The following is a 22,038-nucleotide window of genomic DNA, read 5'->3' as shown; positions in this document are numbered from 1 at the left end:
AGCCGAGCAATGAACCAACAACTCTTTCTCAACATCTATCGCGACGGCAAGATTGTGGCCCATACCGGCACAGTTACAACCTGGGACGATGACAATAGCAGCGACAAGGCCCACACCTACAAAGTCACGGCCGTCTACGCCGACGGCAGCGAGTCGCCCTACTCCAACGAGGTGACAATTGTCACAACCAGCGTTGTAGATGTTGATGCCAACCACGACGGCGCCCCCTATGACGTCTACACCATCGACGGGCGCGCAGTGAGGCTCAATGCCAGCAATCTCGACGGGCTTGACCCAGGCATCTACCTGATCAACAACAAGAAAAAGGTAATCAAGTAAGTCTTGCTTGCACTATTAAGAAGGAGAGGAGGCGAGTATAACTTAGCCTCCTCTCCTTGTTTCAGGGCAGCGCCTGTGCCGCACAATCACTATAGATTAACCGGGGGAAATTGGGAAATCGAGCAAAATATAGTAACTTTGCCCACGCAAAGACATGGAATGGATTCTCGACATATTGTCTCAACACTCTGCCCTGCAGGCTGTGATCATCCTCTCGATGATATGCGCCTGTGGCCTGGCACTGGGCAAGGTGAAGATACTGGGCATCTCGCTGGGTGTCACCTTCGTGTTTTTCACGGGCATCTTGCTGGGTCACCTGGGCTTGTCGATCGACGGGCAGGTGCTGCTCTATGCCGAGGACTTCGGGCTGGCGATCTTTGTCTACGCCCTGGGCGTGCAAGTGGGTCCGGGCTTCTTCAGCTCGCTGCGCAAGAGCGGGGTGTCGCTCACCATGCTGGCGCTGCTGGTTGTGCTGCTGGGCACGGCGTTCACCATAGCCATGCCCGCGATGTTTCATGTGAAGCTCACCGACGCCATAGGCATCATGTGCGGCGCCACGACCAACACGCCTGCCCTGGGTGCCGCGCAGCAGACGCTGGCCCAGCTGCACCAGCCCACGAGCGGCGCCGCCCTGGGCTGCGCCCTCACCTACCCGCTGGGCGTGGTGGGTGTGATACTGGCCATACTGTTCATGCACAAGACCGTGGTGCACAAGAGCGACATCGTGACCAGCGGCCAGGAGCAGCACGACCAGACCTATATTGCCGCCTATCATGTTGAGAATCCCGGCATCTTCGGCAAGAAGGTGGGCGAGCTGGCCAGCATCTCGGGTGCGCAATTCATCATCTCGCGGCTGTGGCGCGGCGGCAAGGTGTCGATACCCTCGAGCGACACGGTGCTCAACGAGGGCGACCGCCTGCTGGTGATCACCAACGACGACTCGAGCGCGACGATGCAAGTGCTCTTTGGCGAGCAAGAGAAAACCGACTTCAACAAGGACGACATCGACTGGAACGCCATCGACAGCAAGCTGGTGTCGCGCCGCATACTTGTGACCAGGCCCAACATGAACGGAAAGCGGCTGGGCGACCTCAAGCTGCGCAACCACTTCGGGGTGAACGTGACGCGCATCTTCCGCAACGGCATGCGCCTGCTTGCCACCCCCGACCTTCACATCCTGCTGGGCGACCGCATCACCGTGGTGGGCGAGGAGGCCTCGATTGCCAACGTGGAGAAGATACTGGGCAACGCCGTGAAGGATCTCGACGAGCCCAACCTGATATCGATATTCATAGGCCTCACCATAGGCCTGCTGGTGGGGCTCATCCCCATAGCCATACCTGGCATAGGCACGCCGGTGAGGCTGGGACTGGCTGGCGGCCCCATCATCATAGGCATCTTAATGGGCGCCTACGGGCCGCGGTTGCACATGGTGACCTACACCACGCAGAGCGCCAACTTGATGATGCGCTCGCTGGGGCTCTCGATGTACCTGGCCTGCCTGGGGCTCGACTCGGGCCGCGACTTCTTTGCCACAGTGATGCGCCCCGAGGGCCTCACGTGGATACTCTCGGGCTTCCTGCTCACGGTCATCCCCGTGCTCATTGTGGGCATTATGGCCTTGAAACTCATGAAGATCGACTTTGGCACCATATGCGGCATGCTGTGCGGTGCCATGGCCAATCCCATGGCCCTCGACTATGCCCTCGACTCGCTCAAGAGCGACCGTGCCTCGGTGGCCTATACCACGGTCTACCCCCTGTGCATGTTTGTAAGGGTCATCCTGGCCCAGCTCATTCTGCTTGCATTCCTGTGAAAAATGAGTAAATTTGCACCTGCAATAGTAAAAACAGAGCATCTACACACAATGAGCAATCTCTCTAACACGACCAGCGACATCCACATCGAGCATCCCGAGTACTGGACACTGCTGCTTGAGCTGTGCCCAGGCAGGCTGCGCTACATGTTCTACGACGTGGATCAGGACAACTCGCTCATCGCAGGCGACATTGCCCTCGACCTGAGTGCGGGTTCCTACTTGAAAGCTCTGGAGAATGCCGTCTACGACAATCCCGTGTTGCTCGACGACTACAAGCAGGTGCGGGTGATTGTCGACTCGATGCAATTTGTGGTGCTTCCGCCTGCCTATGACGACGAGACCTGTGCCCTCGACGCCCTCGACGCCGCCTTTCCCAACCGCGAGGGCGACCTCGTGTTCTGCCGGCTGCCGCGGTGCCAGGTGGGCATTGCCTGCGACACGCCGCAGGGCGTGACAGGCTTCTTGCAGCGCACCTTCAACATGCCCCCGGTGGTGCACCACCTCTACCCGCTGTGCGAGCACTACCGCCGCCAGGACGACAATCGCGAGGTCGCTTGTGTGCACCTGAACCTGAACGACGGTTGTGCCGACATGCTCATCACACGCAACAAGCAGCTCGTGATGGCCAACAGCTACCCGCTCAAGGCCGCAGACGATGCCGTGTACTATGCCTTGCACGCCTGGAAGACCTTCGGGCTCGACCAGCAGCGCGACGAGTTGCTCATCGCCGGCGACCGTGACCTGACCAGCGCCGCCACAGCCACACTGCGCAAGTATGTGAGCTATGTGATGCCGCCCATTTTCCCGGCACAAGCCCTCAAGATAGGACAGGACGCCATGAAGGCGCCGTTGAAATTAATACTGCTTGCCCTATGCGAATAATTGCCGGAAAATATGGCCGCCGCCGCTTCCAGGTGCCAGGCAACATCACGGCCCGGCCCACGACCGACATGGCCCGGGAGAACATCTTCAACGTGCTGGGCAACTGGGTCGACTTTGAGGGGCTCACCGCTCTCGACCTGTTTTCGGGCACAGGCGCCATGAGCTTTGAGTTTCTCTCAAGAGGCTGTGCCAGCGTGACCAGCGTGGAGAAAGCCACCGTGCAATACAACTTCATTGCCAAGGTGAAGGCCTTGCTGCACGAGCACAACCTGCTGCAGGTGAAAGGCGACGCATTCAAGTATGTGGCCACGTGCAGGCAGCAGTACGACATCATCTTTGCCGACCCACCCTACGACTTGCCCAACTTTGCCCTTGTGCCCCGCCTCATCCTGGAGTCGCACATGCTCAAGCCAGGCACCATCGTCGTCGTCGAGCATAGTAAAGCCTACGACTTCTCGGCCCTGCCCCACTTCTTCCAGCACCGCGCCTATGGCAAGGTGAACTTCTCCATCTTCAAAATCGACGTCCCCGCCGAGTAGCACACTCATCGGCATTTTTCGCCCCACTGGTCGACACAAGAAGCCTTTTGGGCAAAATGTGAACAGTGTGGCATTAAACTTAACCCCTTTTTTGGGGTCAAAGAAACGAAAATAAAAACGAGAGAGATATACTAAACAATACGATTAACATTTAAACACCCAGCGATATGAAACGATTGATCATTACTTCGATATGCAGCATGGCATTGCTCGCGGGCGGACTATTGACAGCCACTCCCGCCTGGGCACAACCGCAACGCGTGAGCGGCATGAGAGGCCAAGACCGCCGCGAGTCGGCCGCCGACAACCGCGCCTCCATATCACGCCCGGCAGCAAGCAACAATGCAGGCCGCAGGCCATCGATCACCACTGGCGGCGAAGGCAGGCAACAACGGCCCATGGTGAGCAATGGCTACACTCCAGTGGCGGGCAACCACAACCGGGAGGTGCACAGCGGCATCGACCACGGTGTGAGCAACGGCAGGAGCAACGGCGGCGACATGCGCAGCCGCTATCCCGGCTTCGGCAACAGCAACAACCGCCCTGGCAACTACACCAACGCGGGCAACCGCAACCGGGAGGTGCACAGCGGCATCGACCACGGCGTGAACACCGGCAGGAGCAACGGCGGCGACATGCGCAGCCGCTATCCCGGCTTCGACAACAGCAACAACCGCCCTGGCAACTACACCAACGCGGGCAACCGGGAGGTGCACAGCGGCATCGACCACGGCGTGAACACCGGCAGGAGCAACGGCGGCGACATGCGCAGCCGCTATCCCGGCTTCGGCAACAGCAACAACCGCCCCAATGGTCGGCCTGGCGACAACTACGGCGATCACAACCGCCCCGGCAAGCGGCCTGGCGACAACTACGGCGACCACAACCGCCCCGGAAAGCGGCCTGGCGACAACTACGGCGATCACAACCGCCCCGGCAAGCGTCCGGGCGACAACTACGGCAACCACAACCGGCCTGGCAACAACTACGGCAACCACGGCCACGGATACTATGACCGCTACCGGTATCACCACGGTTACCGTCCGCGCGACGGGAGGCGCGACCACATGTTTGTGCGCTATTCCCATGGATGGGCACGGCCCTGGCGTCCGGCTCCGCGGCCTTGGCACCACAGCATGTGGTGGTATCGTCGCCCCGTGATACCCGTTGGGTTCACGCCACTCTCGGGCTGCCCCATCATCGACGGCATCATAGGGCTCTACTTCGGCACAGCCTATGACGCATCGCTCAACTTCCTGTACTACAACGGCTACAACATAGGCGGCTACTACAACAACGTGATCTATCTCAACGATGTCGACCTCTACGGCTACAGGTGGCCGGGCGTGATGCTCAACTACGACCCTGTAACAGGGCTCAACTATGCGCAATTCAGCTACTACACCACCTATAGCGACCCCTATCGCTACAACCGGCTATACCGCTCGTTGTGCGATGCCTATGGCAGGCCGGTGCAGGTGGTGAGCGGCAGCTATCCTCAAGTGACCTGGCTGGGCGGTGACGGCCGCGGCTATGTGACACTGAGCCAGAACTTCACCAACGGGCGCTTTTTCACAGCCATCTCATTCGGCTATTGAGCCCCACGGCCTCTGTGCCGCCATCGCGACGCACAAGCGTAATACACAAAAATAGAGCAACGGCGCTGCACTTCCCGACTGGAAGAAAAGCAGCGCCGCTTTTTTGTGCGCCTTCAGGCAGCACATGAGAGGGGGCAAGCCTTTCCCCCCTACACCTGGTTGAGGTCGATGGTCATGCCCTCGGTCGAGAGTATCGTGGCGGGAAACACCTCGCGAGCCTGCTGCAAGAGCACGGTATCGTCGGTGTAGCGCTTGCTGTAGTGGCCCAGTATGAGGTGCCGCACGCCTGCTTCCTGAGCCACAGTGGCGGCAACGCGTGCCGTGCTGTGGAAGCGCTGCTTGGCCTGGCGGGCGCAGTCGTCGCCATAGGTCGACTCGTGATAGAGCCAGTCGACGCCGCGCACGGCATTCACCACACGCTTGCTATAGGCCGTGTCGCTGCAATAGGCATAGGAGATGCAGGGGTCGGCAGGGGTAGTGAGCGCGGCATTGGGTATCACCTCGCCGGCAGGGGTCACGTAGTCGCGCCCCTGGCGCAGGCTGTTCATGAAATAGAGCGGCACGCCGTAGCGCTTCACCTGATCGGCAACGATGTGGCGCAGCTTGGGCTTCTCGTCGAAGCGGAACCCCACAGCCGGAATGCGGTGGCGCAGGGGGAAAGCCGTGACCGTGAAAGCGTCGTCCTCGTAGATGACCGCCTTGTGCGGCGTGATGATGTGCCACTTGAGCTCATAGGGCATGTTGCGGCAAAAAAAGTTGAGCAAGCCTTGAAACTGCACAGCCCCGTCCTGGAAAATGTGGATGGTAATCGAGCCCGTCTTGCCCAGCAAGGCAAGTGTCGACAGCAGCCCGGGCAGCCCGAAGCAGTGGTCGCCGTGCAGGTGGCTGATGAAGATGTGGTTCAAGCGCGAAAATTTCAATTTCATGCGCCGCATCTCGAGTTGGGCGCCCTCGCCGCAGTCGATCATATACAGGTTGTCGCGCACGTTGAGCACCTGGCACGAGGGCAAGTGCATGAGCGATGATGTGGCCGACCCGCAGCCCAAAATATTTAGTTCAAACTTTGTCATCTCAATCAAAAAAAATATCAAGCAAAAGGTCTAAGAACAAAAAAGAATATATTTCCAAATGCGAAACAAACTGGTCCATAACACCTAAAACATCAGCATTTTAACAATTCAAAATCATATTTATCAATATTTCATGTTATACATTTGGAACATTCAAAGCAGTCCGTTACCTTTGCAACAAGTTTTTTCATAGGATTAGATTTTTAAGGTTAATAATGTACGGACGTTGTGAAACGTCCGTACATGTTTTTTATACCCAGTCACTTCAAGTACTGCTTGAAAAAGGCCCAAATGGCCTCGCCGGTGTCCATGTCGCGGGAGTGCCAGCTGTGTGTCGCTCCCACCACCTCGTCGACCCACACCTGGCAACCGCCCGTGCCGCCGGTGAAGCGGTGGCGCACCACATAGTGGCCGTTGGCAGGATTCTTGCCAGCAATCGTGTCGGGCTTCTCGACCACGGTGCAGCGGTTGCGCGCAATCCAGTAGGCCATCGAAAGCTCCAGGGGCAAATAGGCGCCCCAGCCGCCCTTGTTGGCCATGTCGCCGTCCCAGCGGCTGGTTTTGTCGGCAGTGCCGTGTATTTCGTATATGGGCACAGGCTTGGGCGCCTGGTAGCCCTCGTAGATCCATGCCATGGTAATGCCCGACACGGGCGCCAGGGCGCTGAACACGTCTTGCCCGCGGTAGGCCAGCAAGTAGCACATGTCGCCGCCGTTGCTCATGCCCGTGGCAAAGGTGTTGACCGTGCTCAGCCGGTAGCGCTTCTGCACCCAGCGGGCGAGCTTGCACTGATCGCTCACCTCATCGTTGGTGAGCGAGGCCTGCTTGGGATAGTGCACATTGAAGCCATAGTGGCCGCTGCTGTCGTAGATGCCGGCAGGATAGCACACGGCAAACTTCTCGCGGTCGGCCACGGCGTCGAGGTCGAAATAGGAGGGCTTGGCCACAGTCTTGCGGTAGCCGTGCATGCACCACACCAGCGGCGCACCTGCGGGCAGGCCGGCAGGCAGATAAAGCGTGAAGGCACGGTAATGGCCGTTGACCCGCACCGAGTCGGTCACATAGCGCTGAGCCGCCAGGGGCGTCGAGGCAAGCATAAGGGCAACAATCGCTAAAAAATGCTTCATTTCGGGTTTCATTTCGTTTTTAGATGATAAAGATAGTTATTTTAGCACAAAGGTTGGTACTGATAAAAGAAAAAATAGTATATTTGCCATAGAGAATGCCCCTGAGCCAAGCGAGCGGGCACAATCTATACTTATATTGAAAAACAAGTGTGAACCCTCTAAACGTTTTTTAATCATGAACATTACAATAGTTGGAACAGGTTATTCAGGTCTTGTGACCGGGACTTGCTTTGCCGAGTTGGGCGTGAACGTGAAATGCGTCGACCCCGACGGCCAGAAAATCAACCGTCTCGTGTATGGCGACATTCCCATCTATGAGCCAGGCCTCGAGGCCATGGTCACACGCAACGTCAACGCCAATCGCCTCACCTTTCAAGCTGACTACGAGGGGGCCTTCGACAATGCCGATGTGGTGTTTTGCGCCATCGACCCCAAGCTCGACCGCGACGGCAGCACCAACCTCAAGCCTGTGATCGACATTGCCCGCACCTTTGCCCGCCACTTGAACAACTACTCGGTGCTCGTGCTCAAGACCACCGCGCCCGTGGGCACCTCGCAGCAGCTCAAAGACATCATCGACGAGGAATTGCAAGCACGCGGCGTCAAGGGCGACGTGCAATTTGACGTGGCTGCCAACCCCGACTTCCTGACCGAGGGCAATGCCATCAAAAACTTCATGCACCCCGACCGCATCATCATAGGCGTCGAGACCGAGAAGGCCCGCGAAGTGCTCACCAGGCTCTACCGGCCCATATTGCTGCACAACAACCGCGTGATCTTCACCGACACCCGCACAGCCGAGATGATAAAATATGCCGCCACATCGATGCTGGCAGCACGCATCAGCCTCATGAACGAGATTGCCAACCTGTGCGAGATCGTGGGCGCCGATGCCAATGTGGTGCGCACCGGCGTGGGCACCGACAGCCGCATCGGGCCCAAATACATCTATCCGGGCTGCGGCTACGGCGGCACCCTCTTCTCGCAAGACATCAAAGACATGATAAACATTGCCGACGTGAACGACTTCAGCATGGACGTGCTGCGGGCCGTCGACGAGGTGAACAACTGCCAGAAGCGCATCCTCTTTGAAAAGCTGTCGAAGTGCTTCAACGGCGAGCTCGAGGGCAAGACCGTGGCCCTGTGGGGCCTCTCGTTCAAGCCCGAAACCGACGACATGAGCGAGGGCCCGGCCATTGTGACGCTCAACGAGCTCACCAAGGCTGGCTGCAACATACGCGTCTACGACCCGGTGACGATGAACATTGCCAAGTTGCGCTGGAACGACATATACTGCGGCGAGGACATGTACGACGCTGTGAAAGGCGCCGATGCCCTGATCCTGCACACCGAGTGGCGCCAGTTCCACATCCCGGCCTGGGACAAGGTGAAGCAGCTCATGCACAACCCGCTGGTGATCGACGGGCGCAACATCTACGACGCCCGCGAGCTCGAGTCCATGGGCTTTGAGTACCACTGCATAGGGCGCTGAGGCCCCAAGTGAGCGCCATCGTCCCCCCTCTGCGGCATCGGGCACTGCACAACACATACACAGGCCGCGGCACATTGTCTTGAAGATGTGCCGCGGCCTGTTGCATGCATTTATAGCAAATCTCTATCAAAGAAAGGAATCACGCTTTCTTCGTTCCCGAGCCCAAGAGCTTCTTCTCGGCGCTCGTGAGCGCCTTTTGCTTGTCGCCCTCGAGCACGCGGGCAGGGTCGTAGTCGAGTTTGCCATTGTGCCCGCCCTTGAGCGAGTCGGCAGCGGCATCGAGCCCGGTGACGCGCCCTATGAAGTTGAACAGGGCCAGCTCCTTGGGGTGCAGGTCGCTGTCGCTGGTCATCATGTGCAGCAGCATCTGCTTCACGTCGGCCTTCTTGGCCGCCGTCATCTTGGAGATGGTGACGAGGCCCAGCAGCGAGTAGTCGTCGTCGATGGTGGCAATCACGTCGTGCAACTGAGCCACACTGAGCTGCAAGTAGTCTTCGAGCTGCTCAAAATAGGCCAGCTCGTTGCGGTCGATCACCCCGTCGGCCTGAGCCATCGCCATCACTACCGACACGACGGCTTGTTTCTCGTTGAAAGTAAAATCCATTGTTGCAGTCATTTTTTAAACTATTGCCACTGGCTATATCGACAGGCGGCGCAAGATGTTGAGCAGGTCGCGGTCGATGGGCTTGTCGTTTTTGATAGCCTTGCTGAAGGGCACATACACGATCTCGTCGTTGGCATCGCCTATCATCACGTTGCGCTGGCCCTCGAGCAAGGCATCGATGGCCGCCGAGCCCATGCGCGAGGCCAGGATGCGGTCTTGTGCTGTGGGGCTGCCGCCACGCTGCAGGTGACCCAGGATGGTGACACGCACGTCGTATTGCGGATACTCCTTGCGCACACGCTCGGCCAGGCCCATGGCGCCGCCCGTGATGGGACTCTCGGCCACTAGCACGATCGACGAGTTCTTGGTCTTGCGGAAGCCGTTCTGTATGAGTTCGGCCAGCTGGTCGACCTCGGTCGAAATCTCGGGAATGATGGCAGCCTCGGCGCCGCTGGCAATGGCGCCGTTGAGCGCCAGGAAGCCTGCGTTGCGGCCCATCACCTCGATAAAGAACAGGCGCTCGTGGCTGGTGGCCGTGTCGCGAATGCGGTCGACACACCACATGATGGTGTTGAGCGCCGTGTCGTAGCCTATAGTGTGGTCGGTGCCGTAGAGGTCGTTGTCGATAGTGCCGGGAAGGCCTATGATAGGTACATCATACTCGCTGGCAAACTGGCGGGCTCCCGTGAGCGAGCCGTCGCCGCCTATGACCACAAGGGCATCGATGCCCTCTTTCTTCATGTTGTCGTAGGCCTGCTGGTGCCCCTCGGGCGTGGGAAACTCCTTGCTGCGGGCAGTCTTCAGGATTGTACCACCCTGTTGTATGATATTCGACACGTTCTGGGTGTGGAAATCAACGATCTCATCATCGATGAGCCCCTTGTAACCACGATAGATGCCTTTAACCTTGAAACCGCTGAAGATGGCCGAACGGGTCACCGCGCGTATTGCTGCATTCATGCCAGGAGCATCGCCGCCCGAGGTGAGAATGCCAATTGTTTTGATTGCTGCCATGACTAAACTAAACTGTTATAATTGATATGCAAAAATAATAAAAGTCGAGCAATAAGGGCTCATCATTTCCTCGTTTTTTCACTCTTTTCTGTTGGCGATTTTTCCTCTTTTTTGTTCAGAATCACATCGATGCCGCTCTGGCGGCATATATGATTGAGCAAGGCCAGCTCGGCATGAGTCACCTTGTCGTCGGCATCGATCACCTCAACGAGCAGCTTGCCAAGCACAATCTTCTGCTCGTCGGTCATCGCCTTCACCGCCTCGATGGCATATTTTGTGTCGAGCGCCCGCCCCGTTTCAAAGGTGTCGCGGTCGATGCCCAGGCGGGCAAAGATGTTGTTGGTGGTCACAAGCTCCTCAAAGGCCACATTGTCGTCGACATTGGCCATCTCGATGAGCAGGCTCACCACCACCGCCTTCTCGTGGGAATTGAACAGATTGCTGTCGATCATGATTTTTTCTCCTGCTGCTTATGCTTAAAACGAGTGAGTGCCCTTGCCTGGAAGTTCCTCGGCGGGTCTCATGCCCATCGGGGTTTTGACCACAGTCTCGCCCTCCTCGCTGATGTTGAATTTTCCCCACTCGGGGTCGTTGCTGTAGCTCGGCGAGGACGCCAGGGGCACATAGAGCGTGACTTGCTCGTAGTAGATGCCCTTGAACGTGGAGGCATCGATGAGCAAGGGCGTGGCATTCTGGCAATGTATGGCCTTGAGGCCCTTGCAGTCCTGGAACGCGCCAGCGCCTATCGTCTTGACCGTGCCGGGTATGGTGACCGAGATGAGCATTTTGCAATTTTTGAAGGCATCGTCCCCAATGGCATTGACGGCATATTTCTTGCCCTTGTAGAGCACCGAGTCGGGGATCTTCACTTTGCCCACATATTGTTTCAACTTGGACGGGACCACCGTCGCGCCTTCGTTGTTGAGCTCATAGTTAACGCCGTCGCGCACGAAGGCCTTGTCGCACGAGACAAGCCCCGCGGCCAGCAATGCCACAGCACTCACAAGCAAGAATAATCGGAATCTCATATTGGAAAAAACATCTTTTTTTATTTGTTTCACCGCACCACACCCGCAGCCATGGCCATGCACAAGCTGGGCCATGGCACAGCGAGCCCGCCATGCGACATGGTAAAGGTACAAATAAAAATTGAATAAATGCGTCACTATGCCGTGTATATTTCAGCTAAAGCGCAAAAAAGCAAGACAACTGGCGCAAAAAGCCCCCCAGGAGCAACAAAATATCACTTCTCGGGCAGCCGCTGCTGCAAGCGCACGATCTGCTTGGCCTTCTCCACATTTTCGACCGACTCCATCTCGTCGACAAAGGCCTGGAAGGCCTTGGGATCGTCGTAGGCCTTGCGCACCTGCTCATAGAGATGCTCGCCGGCAGCGGCAGCCTCGTCGCGGGTCTTGCACTTTTTCACGGCCTCGAGACTCTTGGCATAGAACAGGGCCACGTCGCGCTTCACATCGTCGCCCGTGTAGTCGCTCACGGGTGCTGCCGTGGCACTGCGGTGGTCATCGGTCACGACCGATGCATCTTCCTTGATCGAGGCCTCGGCGGCGGCTCCCGACTGCTCGACGGCCGACTCGACTGGCTGCGCAGCCGCCGACTGTTCCTCGCCCGCCTTGCTGCCCGACGGCTGGCAGGCACCGAGCCCGGCAGCCGCAAGCACGGCCAGGGCAGGCAATAGTAGTGTTTTGAATTTCTTCATGAGTAGATAACGATGCTTAATGTAGGCACAGCTCAGCCTCCACTGGGAGAAGGGCGCGTGCCGCAGTTTTTTTTGTTTCTTTCCTAAAAACAGGCTACATGCCGCAACAGGGCATCACTTGATGTTGCGCCTGTTGAGCTCCTGCTGGTACTTGTGGGCATAGGACAGGTGCTCCTGGTAGTTGCTGGTGAAGTCGTGATAGCCCGAGAAGTCGGGCCGTGCACACATGTACATGTAGCTGTGAGGCTTGCTGTTGAGTATGGCATCGATGGTGCTCTTCTCGGGCAGCCTGATGGGACCTGGCGGCAAGCCGTTGACGCGGTAGGTGTTGTAGGGCGACTTGGTCATGAGCATGGCATCGGTGAGGCGCTTGATCGAGAAGTCGCCTATGGCATACTTCACCGTGGGGTCGGCCTGCAGGCGCATGCCTGCCTTGAAGCGGTTGATGTAGAGCCGTCCCACCTTGCCGCGCTCGTCGGGCTTCACAGTCTCCTCCTCGGTAATCGAGGCGATGATCTCGACCTGGTCGGGCGTGAGCCCCAGCTTCTGCGCCTTGGCCTTGCGGTCGCTGTTCCAGAAGTTGTTGTAGTAGTCATACATGCGGTTGAGCATCTTCTCGGGCGTCACGTCCCAGTAGAAGTCGTAGGTGTCGGGGATGAGAATGTTGATGATGTTGTCGGGCGTCTTGCCATACTTGGCACACAGCTTGGGGTCGTTGAGTGCACGTCTGAAGGCCTCGGGGCCGCACTCGTAGAGGCTGCCGGCCTTCTCGATCCACTCTTCCTTGGTGCGCAGGTTGTTGAACGTAAACCTGATGCTGCTCGAGGCGCCGCCGTGCAGCTGGCGGGCCAGGCGGGCTGCCGACTCGCCCTTGGTCACGACAAAGGCGCCGTGGCGCTCGGCAATGCGGGCCTTGCTCCACGAAAGCAGCTTCACGACACGGCCGGCATAAGGCTCTCCTATGTGCCGGGCTATGGAGTCGTGCAAAGCCTCGAGGCTGGTACCCGGGCGCACATAGATGGTGCCGCCCTTGGGGGCTCCGGCCAAGAAATAAGGATAAAGGGCAACGGCTGCCACAACCACCAGCACGGCCACAACAGCAGCAAGCGTCTTCTTGCCACTGCCGCCCTTGCGGCGGCAGCTGGAAGCACCCTGCCGAGTAGATATTTTTTCTTCCATGATTGTTGCTTGTGAATATAGATGACTTAAATTATTTATACTGCTGCAAATTTAGTGATTCTGGCAACAATATGCCACTTTTTCTATTACAAATTGCTGCGCGGCCGGCCACGTGTCAGCGCGCCAGCACAAGCCCTATGTAGAGCGCCACATAGCCCACCACAACGCTCAACCCCGTGTAGAGGGCCGGCATGAGCAGCTGCTGGCTGGCGATGAGCTTGTAGTTGTCTTGAATAAAGGTGGAAAAGGTGGTGAAGCCGCCGCAGAAGCCCACCAGCAGAAACAGCCCAAGCCTGCCGTCGACATGATGATACTTCTCGAGCAAGCCGAAAAGCAGGCCGATAAAAAAGCACCCCAACACATTGACTACAAACGTGGAAGTGGGAAACGCGTGCACACACCTCGTGCCCACCAGCTGCGACAGCAAGTAGCGGCAACAACCGCCCACAAAGCTGCCGCCCCCTATAAAGAGCAATGACTTCAACATAATACTTGTATTTTATATCCTTTTTTTATAGATTGCAGGCATCGTCAGCACTATGCGGTTCAGGCCGATGCCATGGCCTTGCCAGCTCTCATTGGCGCTGCAAAGTTAGACAATCTTCCTCACCCAGGCAACCCCCGCCCCGCCTGCACCGGGCGGCACGCACCCACGCTTCCACTCATAAAGGCAAAGGCATTGCAACCCCTGCCCGGCTCTGAGAGAACGCCTAACGAAAAAAAAATTCAATGCCAGAAGAAAACAGCACCCAATGGTTGCGTCCTCCCATTATATTGCCTAAATTTGCACTTGCCAGTTGAGCCCGCCCGTTGCAACTGATCAAAAACAAAACCAAAACCAATCAAGACAAAAACCTCGACCACATGAGACACCTGCTCACCATCATCGCTATCAGCCTTGTTGCAGCCCTCAACGCCGAAGCGCTCACACCGATTGCCAGCCTGGTAACGACAGGGGCTGCCATCACTCTTGCATCGTCGACAACAAGCAAAGGCAAGAAGAAAAAACACAGGAAAGCAAACAACCGCAAGAAGAAGAAAACATCAAAGAAGAAAAAATATCGCACGAGCAGATACTACGAGATGGGCTACGACGATGGTTACGACGATGGCTACAACGACGGTGTCGACGGGGGGGCCTATGAGGACGACTTCTATCCGAGCACAAGACTGCGCGGCAAGGCCCGTTGCGACTATCTGGAAGGTTACACCGAGGGCTACGACGATGGATTCATCGACGGCAGGGCCGACTACACCGGCCGCTAAAACTGTGCAAGGCAAACAACAACAACCCTCCCACACACAGTATGTATCTATGGAAATTGCCGGGAGTCGTCTATGGTGCGTCTACAGCCTTTAAACCAATCAAGGGCAACTCGTTGCTGTGCAACTCGTTACCCTTGGTGTGGCGGAGAGGACAAGAGTTGCGAGTTGTCCTCATCGGCAAATCCGCCTTCCCGTGCCACAAACGGATTATCAACATACAAACGTAACCGCTGAATGATGACCTTGTACGACTCCCAAATATTCTCTTGCTCCGCCATGCAGTAATTCATCTCTCGTCATAATGATTTCATTTTATGCCACAAAGGTATAAATTATTGATGAGCGGGATGTGAAATCCACTGCAAAATCACCACTTTCTGAAAAAAACCATAACAAAAAGCCTTGCGAATAAGAAAAATGTTATATATTTACGGTTGAATTGTCAACAATCCAGTATATCAAACGGCAAATTGATGAATTAAAAGAGCAATTGACGATTAGTGATTTCGAGGCAATTATGCATCGCTGTGCTTACAATTAAAATATTTGAATTATGGCATACGAGTTTACGGCAAGTCGGGTGTCGGGCGACGGAAATGCGGTGTTCCCCGACAAGTTGATTATCACCGACGAGTTTGTGATTTACCGCAAGTCGCGCGTGATTGGTTACAAGGAGACGAAAATCAGGTTGAGCTCGGTGGGTAGCGTGTCGGTGCGGCAGCACCTGCTGTTTGCCGACATTATCATCGAGTCGAAGGGCGGCAATGTGATTGTCGCTCGCGGATTCAGCCGCGGTGAGGCCCGTGAAATTGCCGACCTTCTTGAAGAGTAAGTAAGACACAAAGAACTCGCTGTGGATAGCCCCTCGGGGCAGGAGGCGGGCCGGCAACGTTCTAATCCTGTAACAGAAAGGTCTTGCGTTGCTTTTTTTCTTGAATATTTCAGCGTCAGTTGATATATTAGCAATCGAGAGGAAGCCGAAGTGCTCACACCGATTGCCGGCCTGGTAACGACAGGGGGTGCCATCACTCTTGCATCGTCGACAACAAGCAAAGGCAAGAAGAAAAAAAACAAGAAAGTAAACAACCGCAAGAAGAAGAAAACATCAAAGAAGAAAAAATATCGCATGAGCAGTTACTACGAGATGGGCTACGACGATGGCTACTACGATGGCTACTACAACGGTGTCTACGGGGAAGCCTATGAGGACGACTTCAATCCGAGCACAAGACTGAGCGGCAAGGACCGCTGCGACTATCTGGGAGGTTACACCGAGGGCTACGACGATGGATACATCGACGGCTGGGCCGACTACACCGGCCGCTAAAACTGTGCAAGGCAAGCAACAACAACCCTCCCACTCAGTATGTATCTATGGAATTTGCTGGGAGTCGTCTATGGTGCGTCTACGGGGCGTCTATGGGGTTTAAACCAATCAAGGGCAACTCGTTGCTGTGCAACTTGTTGCCCTTGGTGTGGCGGAGAGGACAAGAATATTTTTTCGATTCCGTCACTCTTCCGTTGGTCTAAACATCAACCATTTGCATTCTGGATTTTGCGCATTACCGTCTATAACCCGTCTATGATTTTGACGTCTCCAACTGCTGCTTCAATAGGGCAATCATGTCCTCGAGGAGCGCAATTCTTTTGTCCTTTTCCTCGATGATTCTGTCCTGAGCCTGGGCTTTGCCCTTGAGCTCGCCAATCGTTATGCTGGCTACATTGTTGGAATTTCCAATCACATTGTAGCCATAATTTTTGGCTCGCTGGAACAGCGTGTCGATGGGCACATCAAAAAAATCTGCAATTTTCTCAAGCCTTTCGGCGGTGGGGTTGCCTTTGACGAGCGACGTAATTGAGCCATTGGACTGTAGCTGTAGATGCTCCAATAAATCTTTGGCCCGCAAACCACGTTCCTTTAGCAATACATTGATTACTTGACCATTATACATAGAAACCAAAAATATTAATTAAATTTAACATCATAAAACCAACAATATATTATTGGTTTTGCAAAATCTTTTGTAGTTTTGCAGTCCAAAATTAGGACAAAAGTTTTGGACTGACAAAATAATTCGATAATATTTTTGAGATATGGTTATAATTGACTACTACCGAGAACTGCCTGAATACAAAAAGATTCAGTTCCGCCAAAAAGCGATGTCCATCACTGGCTGGTCACGCAGCACCTTCTTTTACAAAATGCAGCACGGCAACCTCAAACAACTTGAGATTGACGCATTGACTGAACTCATTAACACCATTAGCTATGATAGACAAGATTGAATTTTACAACACACCCGACGGGTCGGTGTGCTGCAAACCCGAGGGCAAACCGATGTTTGTCCTTGACGAGAGCTGCCGCAAGCTCATCGAGGAAATGATCATCACCATCAAAGAACTTTACCCCGATGCCTTCAAAGCGTTGAGCGCTCTCTATTCTACCAGTGAACGCAACCGGTTGCTATACGAATACCGCATCGTTCACCGCTTCATCCGCTGCAATTTTGGAGAATATGACACGCTACGCCACGACGTCGACGCCATGGGCGGCTTCCACATCGAAGAGGTGCATTGCCCGCTGCGCGGAGAATGCCGCCTCGAGGGCTGCGTGTGCCGGCCTCAATTGCAATCGACGCTGTCACCTCGTGAACACGAGGTGGCGCTGCTGCTGGGCAAGGGCTATGACAAGCTCGAGGTGGCCAACAAATTGCAAATCTCGGTCTACACTGTGTCCAGACACGTGGCCAACATCAAGGCCCGACTTCACTTCAAACACACTAACCAGATAATCGCCCACTTCCAAAATGCTGAATAACATGATAACAAAGACCTATAAAATCAGAGACTGGGAAGATGCCGTGAAGTATCGCCACGACATTGACTTCCAAGAAATCTATCTAAGAAACGGCTGCGTCAATGTGGTCATCGGCACTGTCACTGTACCTACTAAACGCAAGGTGCGCGGAGAGTTCCGCAAACATTGCAGAAAGGTGCGCTGGAATAGCTGCGGAGTGTGCCTGAACGCTAACGGCACATACAATGCTGACCTGTATGCGTTCAATATCAACTTAAAGTAATGCCATGATTAGCGAAAGAGATATAGAGCAGGTGCTGAGCCGTGCCGATATTGTAGAGGTTGTCGAACATTGCATGGGGCGACTCGGCAGGGGCAACAAGGCTTGCTGCCCCTTCCACAACGAGCGCACGCCGTCGTTCCACGTCAACCCGCGCACACAGACGTGGCACTGCTTCGGGGGCTGTCCCCAAGGTGACAATGGCGGCGATGTAATTAACTTTGTGATGAAGTACAAGCACCTGTCCTTTCCTGAGGCGGTGAAGGACCTGGCGCACCAATACGGCATCACTATCGAAGAAACGCATGACGTAAAAACAGCTCAGCAGATCCAAGAGCAGCAGAAGCGCGAGAGCATGCTTGCTATTAACCAGTGGGCGGGTGTATTCTACGCCAAGGCTATCGCTGGCGACAACGACAAGGCACGCTTCGCGCTTAACTATGCCGTAGAAAAAAGGGGCTGGGGGGCTGAATATGTGTCCGAAAACGGTATCGGTTATGCCGACGGCCAGCGCGACTCGCTCTACAAGGCGGCCAAGACTGCCGGGCAGCCTATCGAGCTGATGGTCGAGCTCGGTATTCTCAGACGCGACGAGCACGGCGAAATCTACGACTTCTACCGCGACCGGCTGATGATCCCCATACGCGACCGCTTCAGGCGCATCATCGGCTTTACCGCACGAGCTCTGGGCGAAAGCAAGGCTAAATACATCAACAGCCCTACAAGCTTGGTCTACGAGAAGAAATCTACTATCTTCGGCATCGACAACGCTATCACTACGGCACGCAAAGAGGATATTTTCTTTCTCGTCGAGGGTGCGCCCGACGTGATCAAGCTGCAAAGTGTGGGTGTCACCAACACGGTGGCCTCGCTGGGTGGGGCTTGGAGCACTGCTCATTTTGAGCAACTGAAACGCCATGCCAACCGGGTGTGCTTTATTCCCGACGCTGACCCTCCGAAACGGGGCGAAAAGATGGGAGCAGGCAAAAGGTTTGTCTGTGCCAACGGTATGATAGCGCTGCGGGCCGGACTGGGCGTTACCGTTAGAGAAATACCGCCGCTGGCCGATGAGAAGCGTGACCCCGACAGCTTTATCACCAGCGCAGCTGTGCTGGCCTCGATTGAGGAGAAAGATTTTGTCGTTTGGTATGGAGAGATTTTGTTTGAACCGGCTGAGACGGTCGAGGACAAAAGCGCAGTCGTCACAGAGATAGCAAACTTACTTGCTATCATAAAAGATGATGTCAAGGTGCAGATGCTGCTCAAACAACTGCAAAAACTATACCCCGACAAAGCACTGTGGAAGTCTGCATTGGCCGCCGCGCGCAAAGCGAATAAAGAGCAAAAAGTGTCGGGCGACAAGGCGCAGATGCTTAACAAGGAACTACTCGCAAAATATGGCTTCTACGAGAGCGGCCACTGCTATTGGTCAATAGGCAAGGATGGAGAATACCAGTGGAGCAATTTCGTCATGGAGCCGATGTTCCATATCAAGGACCCGCTGTGGCCTAAACGCCTCTATCGCATCACCAACTACCGCAACTACTCTGAAATCATTGAACTCAAGCAGGAGGACCTGTGCTCTATACAGAAGTTTAAACAGAAGGTCGAGGGGCTGGGCAACTTCATCTGGCTGGCCAAGGAGGAACATCTCACTAAACTGAAAATGTACCTCTACGAGAAAACCGAAACCGCCATCGAGATTACTCAGCTGGGGTGGCAGCGCAAGGGCTTCTTTGCGTGGGGCAACGGCTGCTTCTATAATGGCAACTGGTATGATACCGACGACTATGGCATCGTGAGGCTCGGCAAAGAGTTGGGCAATTACTACCTCCCAGCCAATAGCCGCATCTACCGCGACGAAACGAAACTATTTGCCTTCGAACGACGCTTTGTGCACCTCGCCCTGGGAGGCATCTCGCTGCACGACTACACCGAGAAACTGATCGATGTGTTTGGCGACAATGGCAAGGTGGGCATCTGCTTCCTCCTGGCCACGCTTTTCCGCGACGTGGTGGCTGGCTACACCAAGTCGTTCCCTATTCTCAACCTGTTTGGGCCGGTGGGCAGCGGCAAGAGCGAGCTGGGACACTCGCTGATGTCGTTCTTTATCATCGACAATACGCCTCCTAACATTCAGAACTCGACGGTGCCAGCCCTGGCCGACGTTATCGCACAATGTGCCAACGCGCTCGTGCATATCGATGAATACAAGAATGATATCGACTACCTGAAGATCGAGTTTCTCAAGGGTCTTTGGGATGGCAGCGGCCGCAGCCGCATGAACATGGACCGCGACAAAAAACGTGAGATAACATCGGTAGACTGTGGAGTTATCCTGAGCGGACAGGAGATGCCGACCGCTGACATCGCTCTCTTTACACGTGTCATTTTTCTCACTTTTAACCAAAGTGTATTCAGCTCTGAGGCTAAACGCAAGTTTGAAGAGCTGAAGGATATCCGCAAACGTGGACTGTCTCACATCACACTCAAAATCCTGCAACACCGGGCTAAGTTTGAATCGGAGTTTGCCGGCAATTACAATACCGCACTGAGCGACATCGTTGAGAATACGCGACACGAGGAGGTGCAAGACCGCATTCTGCGCAACTGGTGCGTGCCGCTGGCTGCCTTCCGAACACTTGCCGGTGTGCTCGACTTGCCTATGACCTACCGTGAGATGCTGAACATCTGTGTAGATCATGTACTGTTGCAGAACAGCGAATGCAAGACCAGCAATGAACTGGCCAGCTTCTGGAATGTGGTGGCATACCTGCTGCAAGACGGCAAGATTTTCAAGGACAGCGACTTCAAAATCAGATATGTTCAACGCTTCAAATGCGACACGACCAATGTCATCGAGTGGGCTCAGCCTAAACCGGTGCTGCTGCTCCGCAAGAGCCGCATCTTCATGCTCTACAAGCGCAATGGCAAGCTGGTTGGCGACAACACACTGCCGGCCGAGACGCTTGCCTACTATCTTGAGAAGTCTAAAGCCTACATCGGACTTAAACGCTCGGTGCGCTTCAAGAACATTATCGATGGACGCCAGGAAACGACCATCGAAAAGGATGAGTTCGGCAACGACAAGGTGAAAGCTACCGACAGCGTTGACCGTGCCTATTGTTTCGACTATGCCATGCTGCGTGACACATACGGCATCAACCTCGAAGTTGTGACTGGTGGTGTAGAAGAAGACTACGAGGAGCCACGACCCGAACCGACCCAGGGCGATTTGTTCCAGGGGTGAGCGCGAGAGGGGGAGAAAAAATCGAGGCTGGAATACACCAACTCGGCAAAGAGTTTTCCAGTCTGCGCCTCGTTTGATTGGACACATTGACGACCATTGCAGACTGCGCCCCATGGCTTCATCGCCGTGGGGCTTTTCTTTGCCGTGAAACGACAACTTTATTTTTTTGAGGCGGTTTCGTCTGCTACATGCGCTACAAAGGCTACATCGCCAATATTCAAGCCTTTAGCTATGCTACAACTTGCCTACAACCTGCTACAATCAGCTACATTTTACTATTTTTTTTAGATTTTACTACAAATCATATATAAATACTACACATGTAGTCCCATTTTGAGGGTTATGTAGTTTTGTTAAATTTCATACAATCAACACATTACATTGTTGTAGGCAAATGTAGCGCGTGTTGCAGCTACTCCATGTTTATCTCAGATAAATTATTGTTTTCGATAATACATTGCTGTAATCAGCAAAATATTTAGTATTTTTGTACTCTATATGAGCCAGTTTGTGATATATATCAAGCTTGAGAAGTACCTGGCCGAGTGGCTGGCGCACTCGCTGGGCAACCCTGTCGTGTTCCCTACTGGCTCGAATGAGAACGCGGTGATACGTACCTTCATCCAAAAGTTGCCCGAATACACTTTGCCTGATGCTCCATCGGTAGGCGATACCGCCATCTGCATCCCCGACAGCAAGGCTAAACCACCTTCATCATATAACTACATGGGCGTGAAAGGCAAAAAAGCGTTGCATGAGGCAATCATGGACCTGTTCATTCAGAACTTGTGGAACGACCTCAAACGCATCGAGAACACCAACATCGGCATCAACACCCGGGTGGCTGCCTGGTGTGAGATGCACGGTATATCTCTCGATCGCGTGGAGACAGTCAGACAAAAGTATTACCGCATCCGGGATGCCTACACTAAAAAAGGCATCAACCTGCAAAGCAATTCTCGTGAAAAAAACGACGGACACTGAGGCACGATTTCGGTTTTTGCGAACAAACCTGCACAAACGCGAACAAACCTGCACAACTGCGAACAAACTTAAACAGAATGA

At 54.8% G+C, this 22,038-nt stretch carries 24 protein-coding genes and 1 riboswitch; of the genes, 14 read left to right on the top strand and 10 right to left on the bottom strand.

The genetic code is table 11. The features are described 5' to 3' along the window. The first annotated feature begins 9 nt into the window (after nucleotides 1–9). The 5 genes from GF423_RS09505 (at nucleotide 10) to GF423_RS09485 (ending at nucleotide 5,177) form a co-directional block, all read left to right on the top strand. Complete coding sequence (locus GF423_RS09505; protein ID WP_154328133.1) at nucleotides 10–339, top strand: hypothetical protein; 330 nt, start codon at nucleotides 10–12, stop codon at nucleotides 337–339. Nucleotides 340–493: 154 nt separating this feature from the next. Continuing rightward, a complete protein-coding gene (locus GF423_RS09500) occupies nucleotides 494–2,155 on the top strand; it encodes a putative transporter (RefSeq protein ID WP_154328132.1) in 1,662 nt (553 codons plus the stop codon). A gap of 51 nt (nucleotides 2,156–2,206) precedes the next feature. Further along, nucleotides 2,207–3,040 carry a DUF3822 family protein gene (locus GF423_RS09495; protein WP_206113215.1) on the top strand — a complete coding sequence of 278 codons (834 nt, stop codon included), beginning with the start codon at nucleotides 2,207–2,209 and terminating at the stop codon, nucleotides 3,038–3,040. Continuing rightward, on the top strand, nucleotides 3,031–3,579 hold the full coding sequence (locus tag GF423_RS09490; RefSeq protein ID WP_154328130.1) for an RsmD family RNA methyltransferase: 549 nt from the start codon (nucleotides 3,031–3,033) through the stop codon (nucleotides 3,577–3,579). The genes GF423_RS09495 and GF423_RS09490 overlap by 10 nt, the downstream gene beginning before the upstream one ends. Before the next feature lie 167 nt (nucleotides 3,580–3,746). Beyond that, entirely contained in the window at nucleotides 3,747–5,177 is a 1,431-nt protein-coding gene (locus GF423_RS09485) for a hypothetical protein (protein WP_154328129.1), read from the top strand. Nucleotides 5,178–5,326: 149 nt separating this feature from the next. Here the strand turns inward: GF423_RS09485 and GF423_RS09480 are convergent, their stop codons facing one another. Together GF423_RS09480 and GF423_RS09475 are read right to left on the bottom strand one after the other, a co-directional pair. Next, entirely contained in the window at nucleotides 5,327–6,247 is a 921-nt protein-coding gene (locus GF423_RS09480) for a ribonuclease Z (protein WP_154328128.1), read from the bottom strand. A gap of 260 nt (nucleotides 6,248–6,507) precedes the next feature. Beyond that, entirely contained in the window at nucleotides 6,508–7,374 is an 867-nt protein-coding gene (locus tag GF423_RS09475; RefSeq protein ID WP_154328127.1) for a CE1 family esterase, read from the bottom strand. 175 nt (nucleotides 7,375–7,549) lie between these two features. Here GF423_RS09475 and GF423_RS09470 point away from each other — a divergent pair, with 175 nt between their 5' ends. Next, nucleotides 7,550–8,866, top strand: a complete 1,317-nt coding sequence (locus GF423_RS09470) for a UDP-glucose dehydrogenase family protein (RefSeq protein WP_154328126.1) — start codon at nucleotides 7,550–7,552, stop codon at nucleotides 8,864–8,866. 139 nt (nucleotides 8,867–9,005) lie between these two features. Here the strand turns inward: GF423_RS09470 and GF423_RS09465 are convergent, their stop codons facing one another. From GF423_RS09465 to crcB, 7 genes are all read right to left on the bottom strand, one after another. Next, nucleotides 9,006–9,470 carry a tellurite resistance TerB family protein gene (locus GF423_RS09465; protein WP_206113214.1) on the bottom strand — a complete coding sequence of 155 codons (465 nt, stop codon included), beginning with the start codon at nucleotides 9,468–9,470 and terminating at the stop codon, nucleotides 9,006–9,008. A 33-nt stretch (nucleotides 9,471–9,503) separates the two neighbouring features. Next, nucleotides 9,504–10,484 (bottom strand): 6-phosphofructokinase, encoded by a 981-nt coding sequence (gene pfkA, locus GF423_RS09460; protein WP_154328124.1) that lies wholly within the window; start codon nucleotides 10,482–10,484, stop codon nucleotides 9,504–9,506. Between the two features lie 62 nt (nucleotides 10,485–10,546). Beyond that, nucleotides 10,547–10,936: a tellurite resistance TerB family protein gene (locus GF423_RS09455; protein ID WP_154328123.1), complete on the bottom strand. Its 390-nt coding sequence runs from the start codon at nucleotides 10,934–10,936 to the stop codon at nucleotides 10,547–10,549. 24 nt (nucleotides 10,937–10,960) lie between these two features. Continuing rightward, nucleotides 10,961–11,512, bottom strand: coding sequence for a leucine-rich repeat protein (locus tag GF423_RS09450; RefSeq protein ID WP_206113213.1), 552 nt, complete (start codon nucleotides 11,510–11,512; stop codon nucleotides 10,961–10,963). Between the two features lie 215 nt (nucleotides 11,513–11,727). Beyond that, on the bottom strand, nucleotides 11,728–12,201 hold the full coding sequence (locus tag GF423_RS09445; protein ID WP_154328121.1) for a hypothetical protein: 474 nt from the start codon (nucleotides 12,199–12,201) through the stop codon (nucleotides 11,728–11,730). Between the two features lie 114 nt (nucleotides 12,202–12,315). Further along, nucleotides 12,316–13,380: an endolytic transglycosylase MltG gene (gene mltG, locus GF423_RS09440; RefSeq protein WP_154328120.1), complete on the bottom strand. Its 1,065-nt coding sequence runs from the start codon at nucleotides 13,378–13,380 to the stop codon at nucleotides 12,316–12,318. A 115-nt stretch (nucleotides 13,381–13,495) separates the two neighbouring features. Beyond that, complete coding sequence (crcB, locus tag GF423_RS09435; protein WP_154328119.1) at nucleotides 13,496–13,867, bottom strand: fluoride efflux transporter CrcB; 372 nt, start codon at nucleotides 13,865–13,867, stop codon at nucleotides 13,496–13,498. 28 nt (nucleotides 13,868–13,895) lie between these two features. Next, nucleotides 13,896–13,954, bottom strand: a riboswitch (Fluoride riboswitch). Nucleotides 13,955–14,244: 290 nt separating this feature from the next. Here crcB and GF423_RS09430 point away from each other — a divergent pair. The 3 genes from GF423_RS09430 (at nucleotide 14,245) to GF423_RS09420 (ending at nucleotide 15,973) form a co-directional block, all read left to right on the top strand. Then, nucleotides 14,245–14,646, top strand: a complete 402-nt coding sequence (locus GF423_RS09430; RefSeq protein WP_154328118.1) for a hypothetical protein — start codon at nucleotides 14,245–14,247, stop codon at nucleotides 14,644–14,646. A gap of 553 nt (nucleotides 14,647–15,199) precedes the next feature. Then, nucleotides 15,200–15,478: a PH domain-containing protein gene (locus GF423_RS09425; protein WP_154328117.1), complete on the top strand. Its 279-nt coding sequence runs from the start codon at nucleotides 15,200–15,202 to the stop codon at nucleotides 15,476–15,478. Between the two features lie 150 nt (nucleotides 15,479–15,628). Next, complete coding sequence (locus GF423_RS09420) at nucleotides 15,629–15,973, top strand: hypothetical protein (RefSeq protein WP_154328116.1); 345 nt, start codon at nucleotides 15,629–15,631, stop codon at nucleotides 15,971–15,973. 253 nt (nucleotides 15,974–16,226) lie between these two features. On the opposite strand, the gene GF423_RS09415 is transcribed toward GF423_RS09420, so the two are convergent. Beyond that, the gene (locus GF423_RS09415) at nucleotides 16,227–16,571 is read right to left on the bottom strand and encodes a helix-turn-helix domain-containing protein (RefSeq protein ID WP_206113212.1); all 345 of its coding nucleotides are present in this window, start codon (nucleotides 16,569–16,571) and stop codon (nucleotides 16,227–16,229) included. Nucleotides 16,572–16,740: 169 nt separating this feature from the next. Here GF423_RS09415 and GF423_RS09410 point away from each other — a divergent pair, with 169 nt between their 5' ends. From GF423_RS09410 to GF423_RS09390, 5 genes are all read left to right on the top strand, one after another. Next, nucleotides 16,741–16,932, top strand: coding sequence for a hypothetical protein (locus GF423_RS09410; RefSeq protein WP_154328114.1), 192 nt, complete (start codon nucleotides 16,741–16,743; stop codon nucleotides 16,930–16,932). After that, on the top strand, nucleotides 16,916–17,464 hold the full coding sequence (locus GF423_RS09405; protein WP_154328113.1) for a helix-turn-helix transcriptional regulator: 549 nt from the start codon (nucleotides 16,916–16,918) through the stop codon (nucleotides 17,462–17,464). The genes GF423_RS09410 and GF423_RS09405 overlap by 17 nt, the downstream gene beginning before the upstream one ends. Before the next feature lies 1 nt (nucleotide 17,465). Further along, nucleotides 17,466–17,726: a hypothetical protein gene (locus GF423_RS09400; RefSeq protein ID WP_154328112.1), complete on the top strand. Its 261-nt coding sequence runs from the start codon at nucleotides 17,466–17,468 to the stop codon at nucleotides 17,724–17,726. Nucleotides 17,727–17,730: 4 nt separating this feature from the next. After that, complete coding sequence (gene dnaG / locus GF423_RS09395) at nucleotides 17,731–20,973, top strand: DNA primase (RefSeq protein ID WP_154328111.1); 3,243 nt, start codon at nucleotides 17,731–17,733, stop codon at nucleotides 20,971–20,973. Nucleotides 20,974–21,471: 498 nt separating this feature from the next. After that, entirely contained in the window at nucleotides 21,472–21,957 is a 486-nt protein-coding gene (locus GF423_RS09390; protein ID WP_154328110.1) for a hypothetical protein, read from the top strand. The last annotated feature ends 81 nt before the right edge of the window (nucleotides 21,958–22,038 follow it).

This window comes from Sodaliphilus pleomorphus (assembly GCF_009676955.1).
Classification (GTDB): Bacteria; Bacteroidota; Bacteroidia; order Bacteroidales; family Muribaculaceae; genus Sodaliphilus; species Sodaliphilus pleomorphus.
This window is presented reverse-complemented; position numbering and strand designations above follow the sequence as displayed.

Coding starts and splice junctions, on each gene's coding strand:
- GF423_RS09505 (WP_154328133.1), top strand. CDS start 10: ATGAACCAACAACTCTTTCTCAACATCTATCGCGACGGCAAGATTGTG.
- GF423_RS09500 (WP_154328132.1), top strand. CDS start 494: ATGGAATGGATTCTCGACATATTGTCTCAACACTCTGCCCTGCAGGCT.
- GF423_RS09495 (WP_206113215.1), top strand. CDS start 2,207: ATGAGCAATCTCTCTAACACGACCAGCGACATCCACATCGAGCATCCC.
- GF423_RS09490 (WP_154328130.1), top strand. CDS start 3,031: ATGCGAATAATTGCCGGAAAATATGGCCGCCGCCGCTTCCAGGTGCCA.
- GF423_RS09485 (WP_154328129.1), top strand. CDS start 3,747: ATGAAACGATTGATCATTACTTCGATATGCAGCATGGCATTGCTCGCG.
- GF423_RS09480 (WP_154328128.1), bottom strand. CDS start 6,247: ATGACAAAGTTTGAACTAAATATTTTGGGCTGCGGGTCGGCCACATCA.
- GF423_RS09475 (WP_154328127.1), bottom strand. CDS start 7,374: ATGAAGCATTTTTTAGCGATTGTTGCCCTTATGCTTGCCTCGACGCCC.
- GF423_RS09470 (WP_154328126.1), top strand. CDS start 7,550: ATGAACATTACAATAGTTGGAACAGGTTATTCAGGTCTTGTGACCGGG.
- GF423_RS09465 (WP_206113214.1), bottom strand. CDS start 9,470: ATGGATTTTACTTTCAACGAGAAACAAGCCGTCGTGTCGGTAGTGATG.
- pfkA (WP_154328124.1), bottom strand. CDS start 10,484: ATGGCAGCAATCAAAACAATTGGCATTCTCACCTCGGGCGGCGATGCT.
- GF423_RS09455 (WP_154328123.1), bottom strand. CDS start 10,936: ATGATCGACAGCAATCTGTTCAATTCCCACGAGAAGGCGGTGGTGGTG.
- GF423_RS09450 (WP_206113213.1), bottom strand. CDS start 11,512: ATGAGATTCCGATTATTCTTGCTTGTGAGTGCTGTGGCATTGCTGGCC.
- GF423_RS09445 (WP_154328121.1), bottom strand. CDS start 12,201: ATGAAGAAATTCAAAACACTACTATTGCCTGCCCTGGCCGTGCTTGCG.
- mltG (WP_154328120.1), bottom strand. CDS start 13,380: ATGGAAGAAAAAATATCTACTCGGCAGGGTGCTTCCAGCTGCCGCCGC.
- crcB (WP_154328119.1), bottom strand. CDS start 13,867: ATGTTGAAGTCATTGCTCTTTATAGGGGGCGGCAGCTTTGTGGGCGGT.
- GF423_RS09430 (WP_154328118.1), top strand. CDS start 14,245: ATGAGACACCTGCTCACCATCATCGCTATCAGCCTTGTTGCAGCCCTC.
- GF423_RS09425 (WP_154328117.1), top strand. CDS start 15,200: ATGGCATACGAGTTTACGGCAAGTCGGGTGTCGGGCGACGGAAATGCG.
- GF423_RS09410 (WP_154328114.1), top strand. CDS start 16,741: ATGGTTATAATTGACTACTACCGAGAACTGCCTGAATACAAAAAGATT.
- GF423_RS09405 (WP_154328113.1), top strand. CDS start 16,916: ATGATAGACAAGATTGAATTTTACAACACACCCGACGGGTCGGTGTGC.
- GF423_RS09400 (WP_154328112.1), top strand. CDS start 17,466: ATGATAACAAAGACCTATAAAATCAGAGACTGGGAAGATGCCGTGAAG.
- dnaG (WP_154328111.1), top strand. CDS start 17,731: ATGATTAGCGAAAGAGATATAGAGCAGGTGCTGAGCCGTGCCGATATT.
- GF423_RS09390 (WP_154328110.1), top strand. CDS start 21,472: ATGAGCCAGTTTGTGATATATATCAAGCTTGAGAAGTACCTGGCCGAG.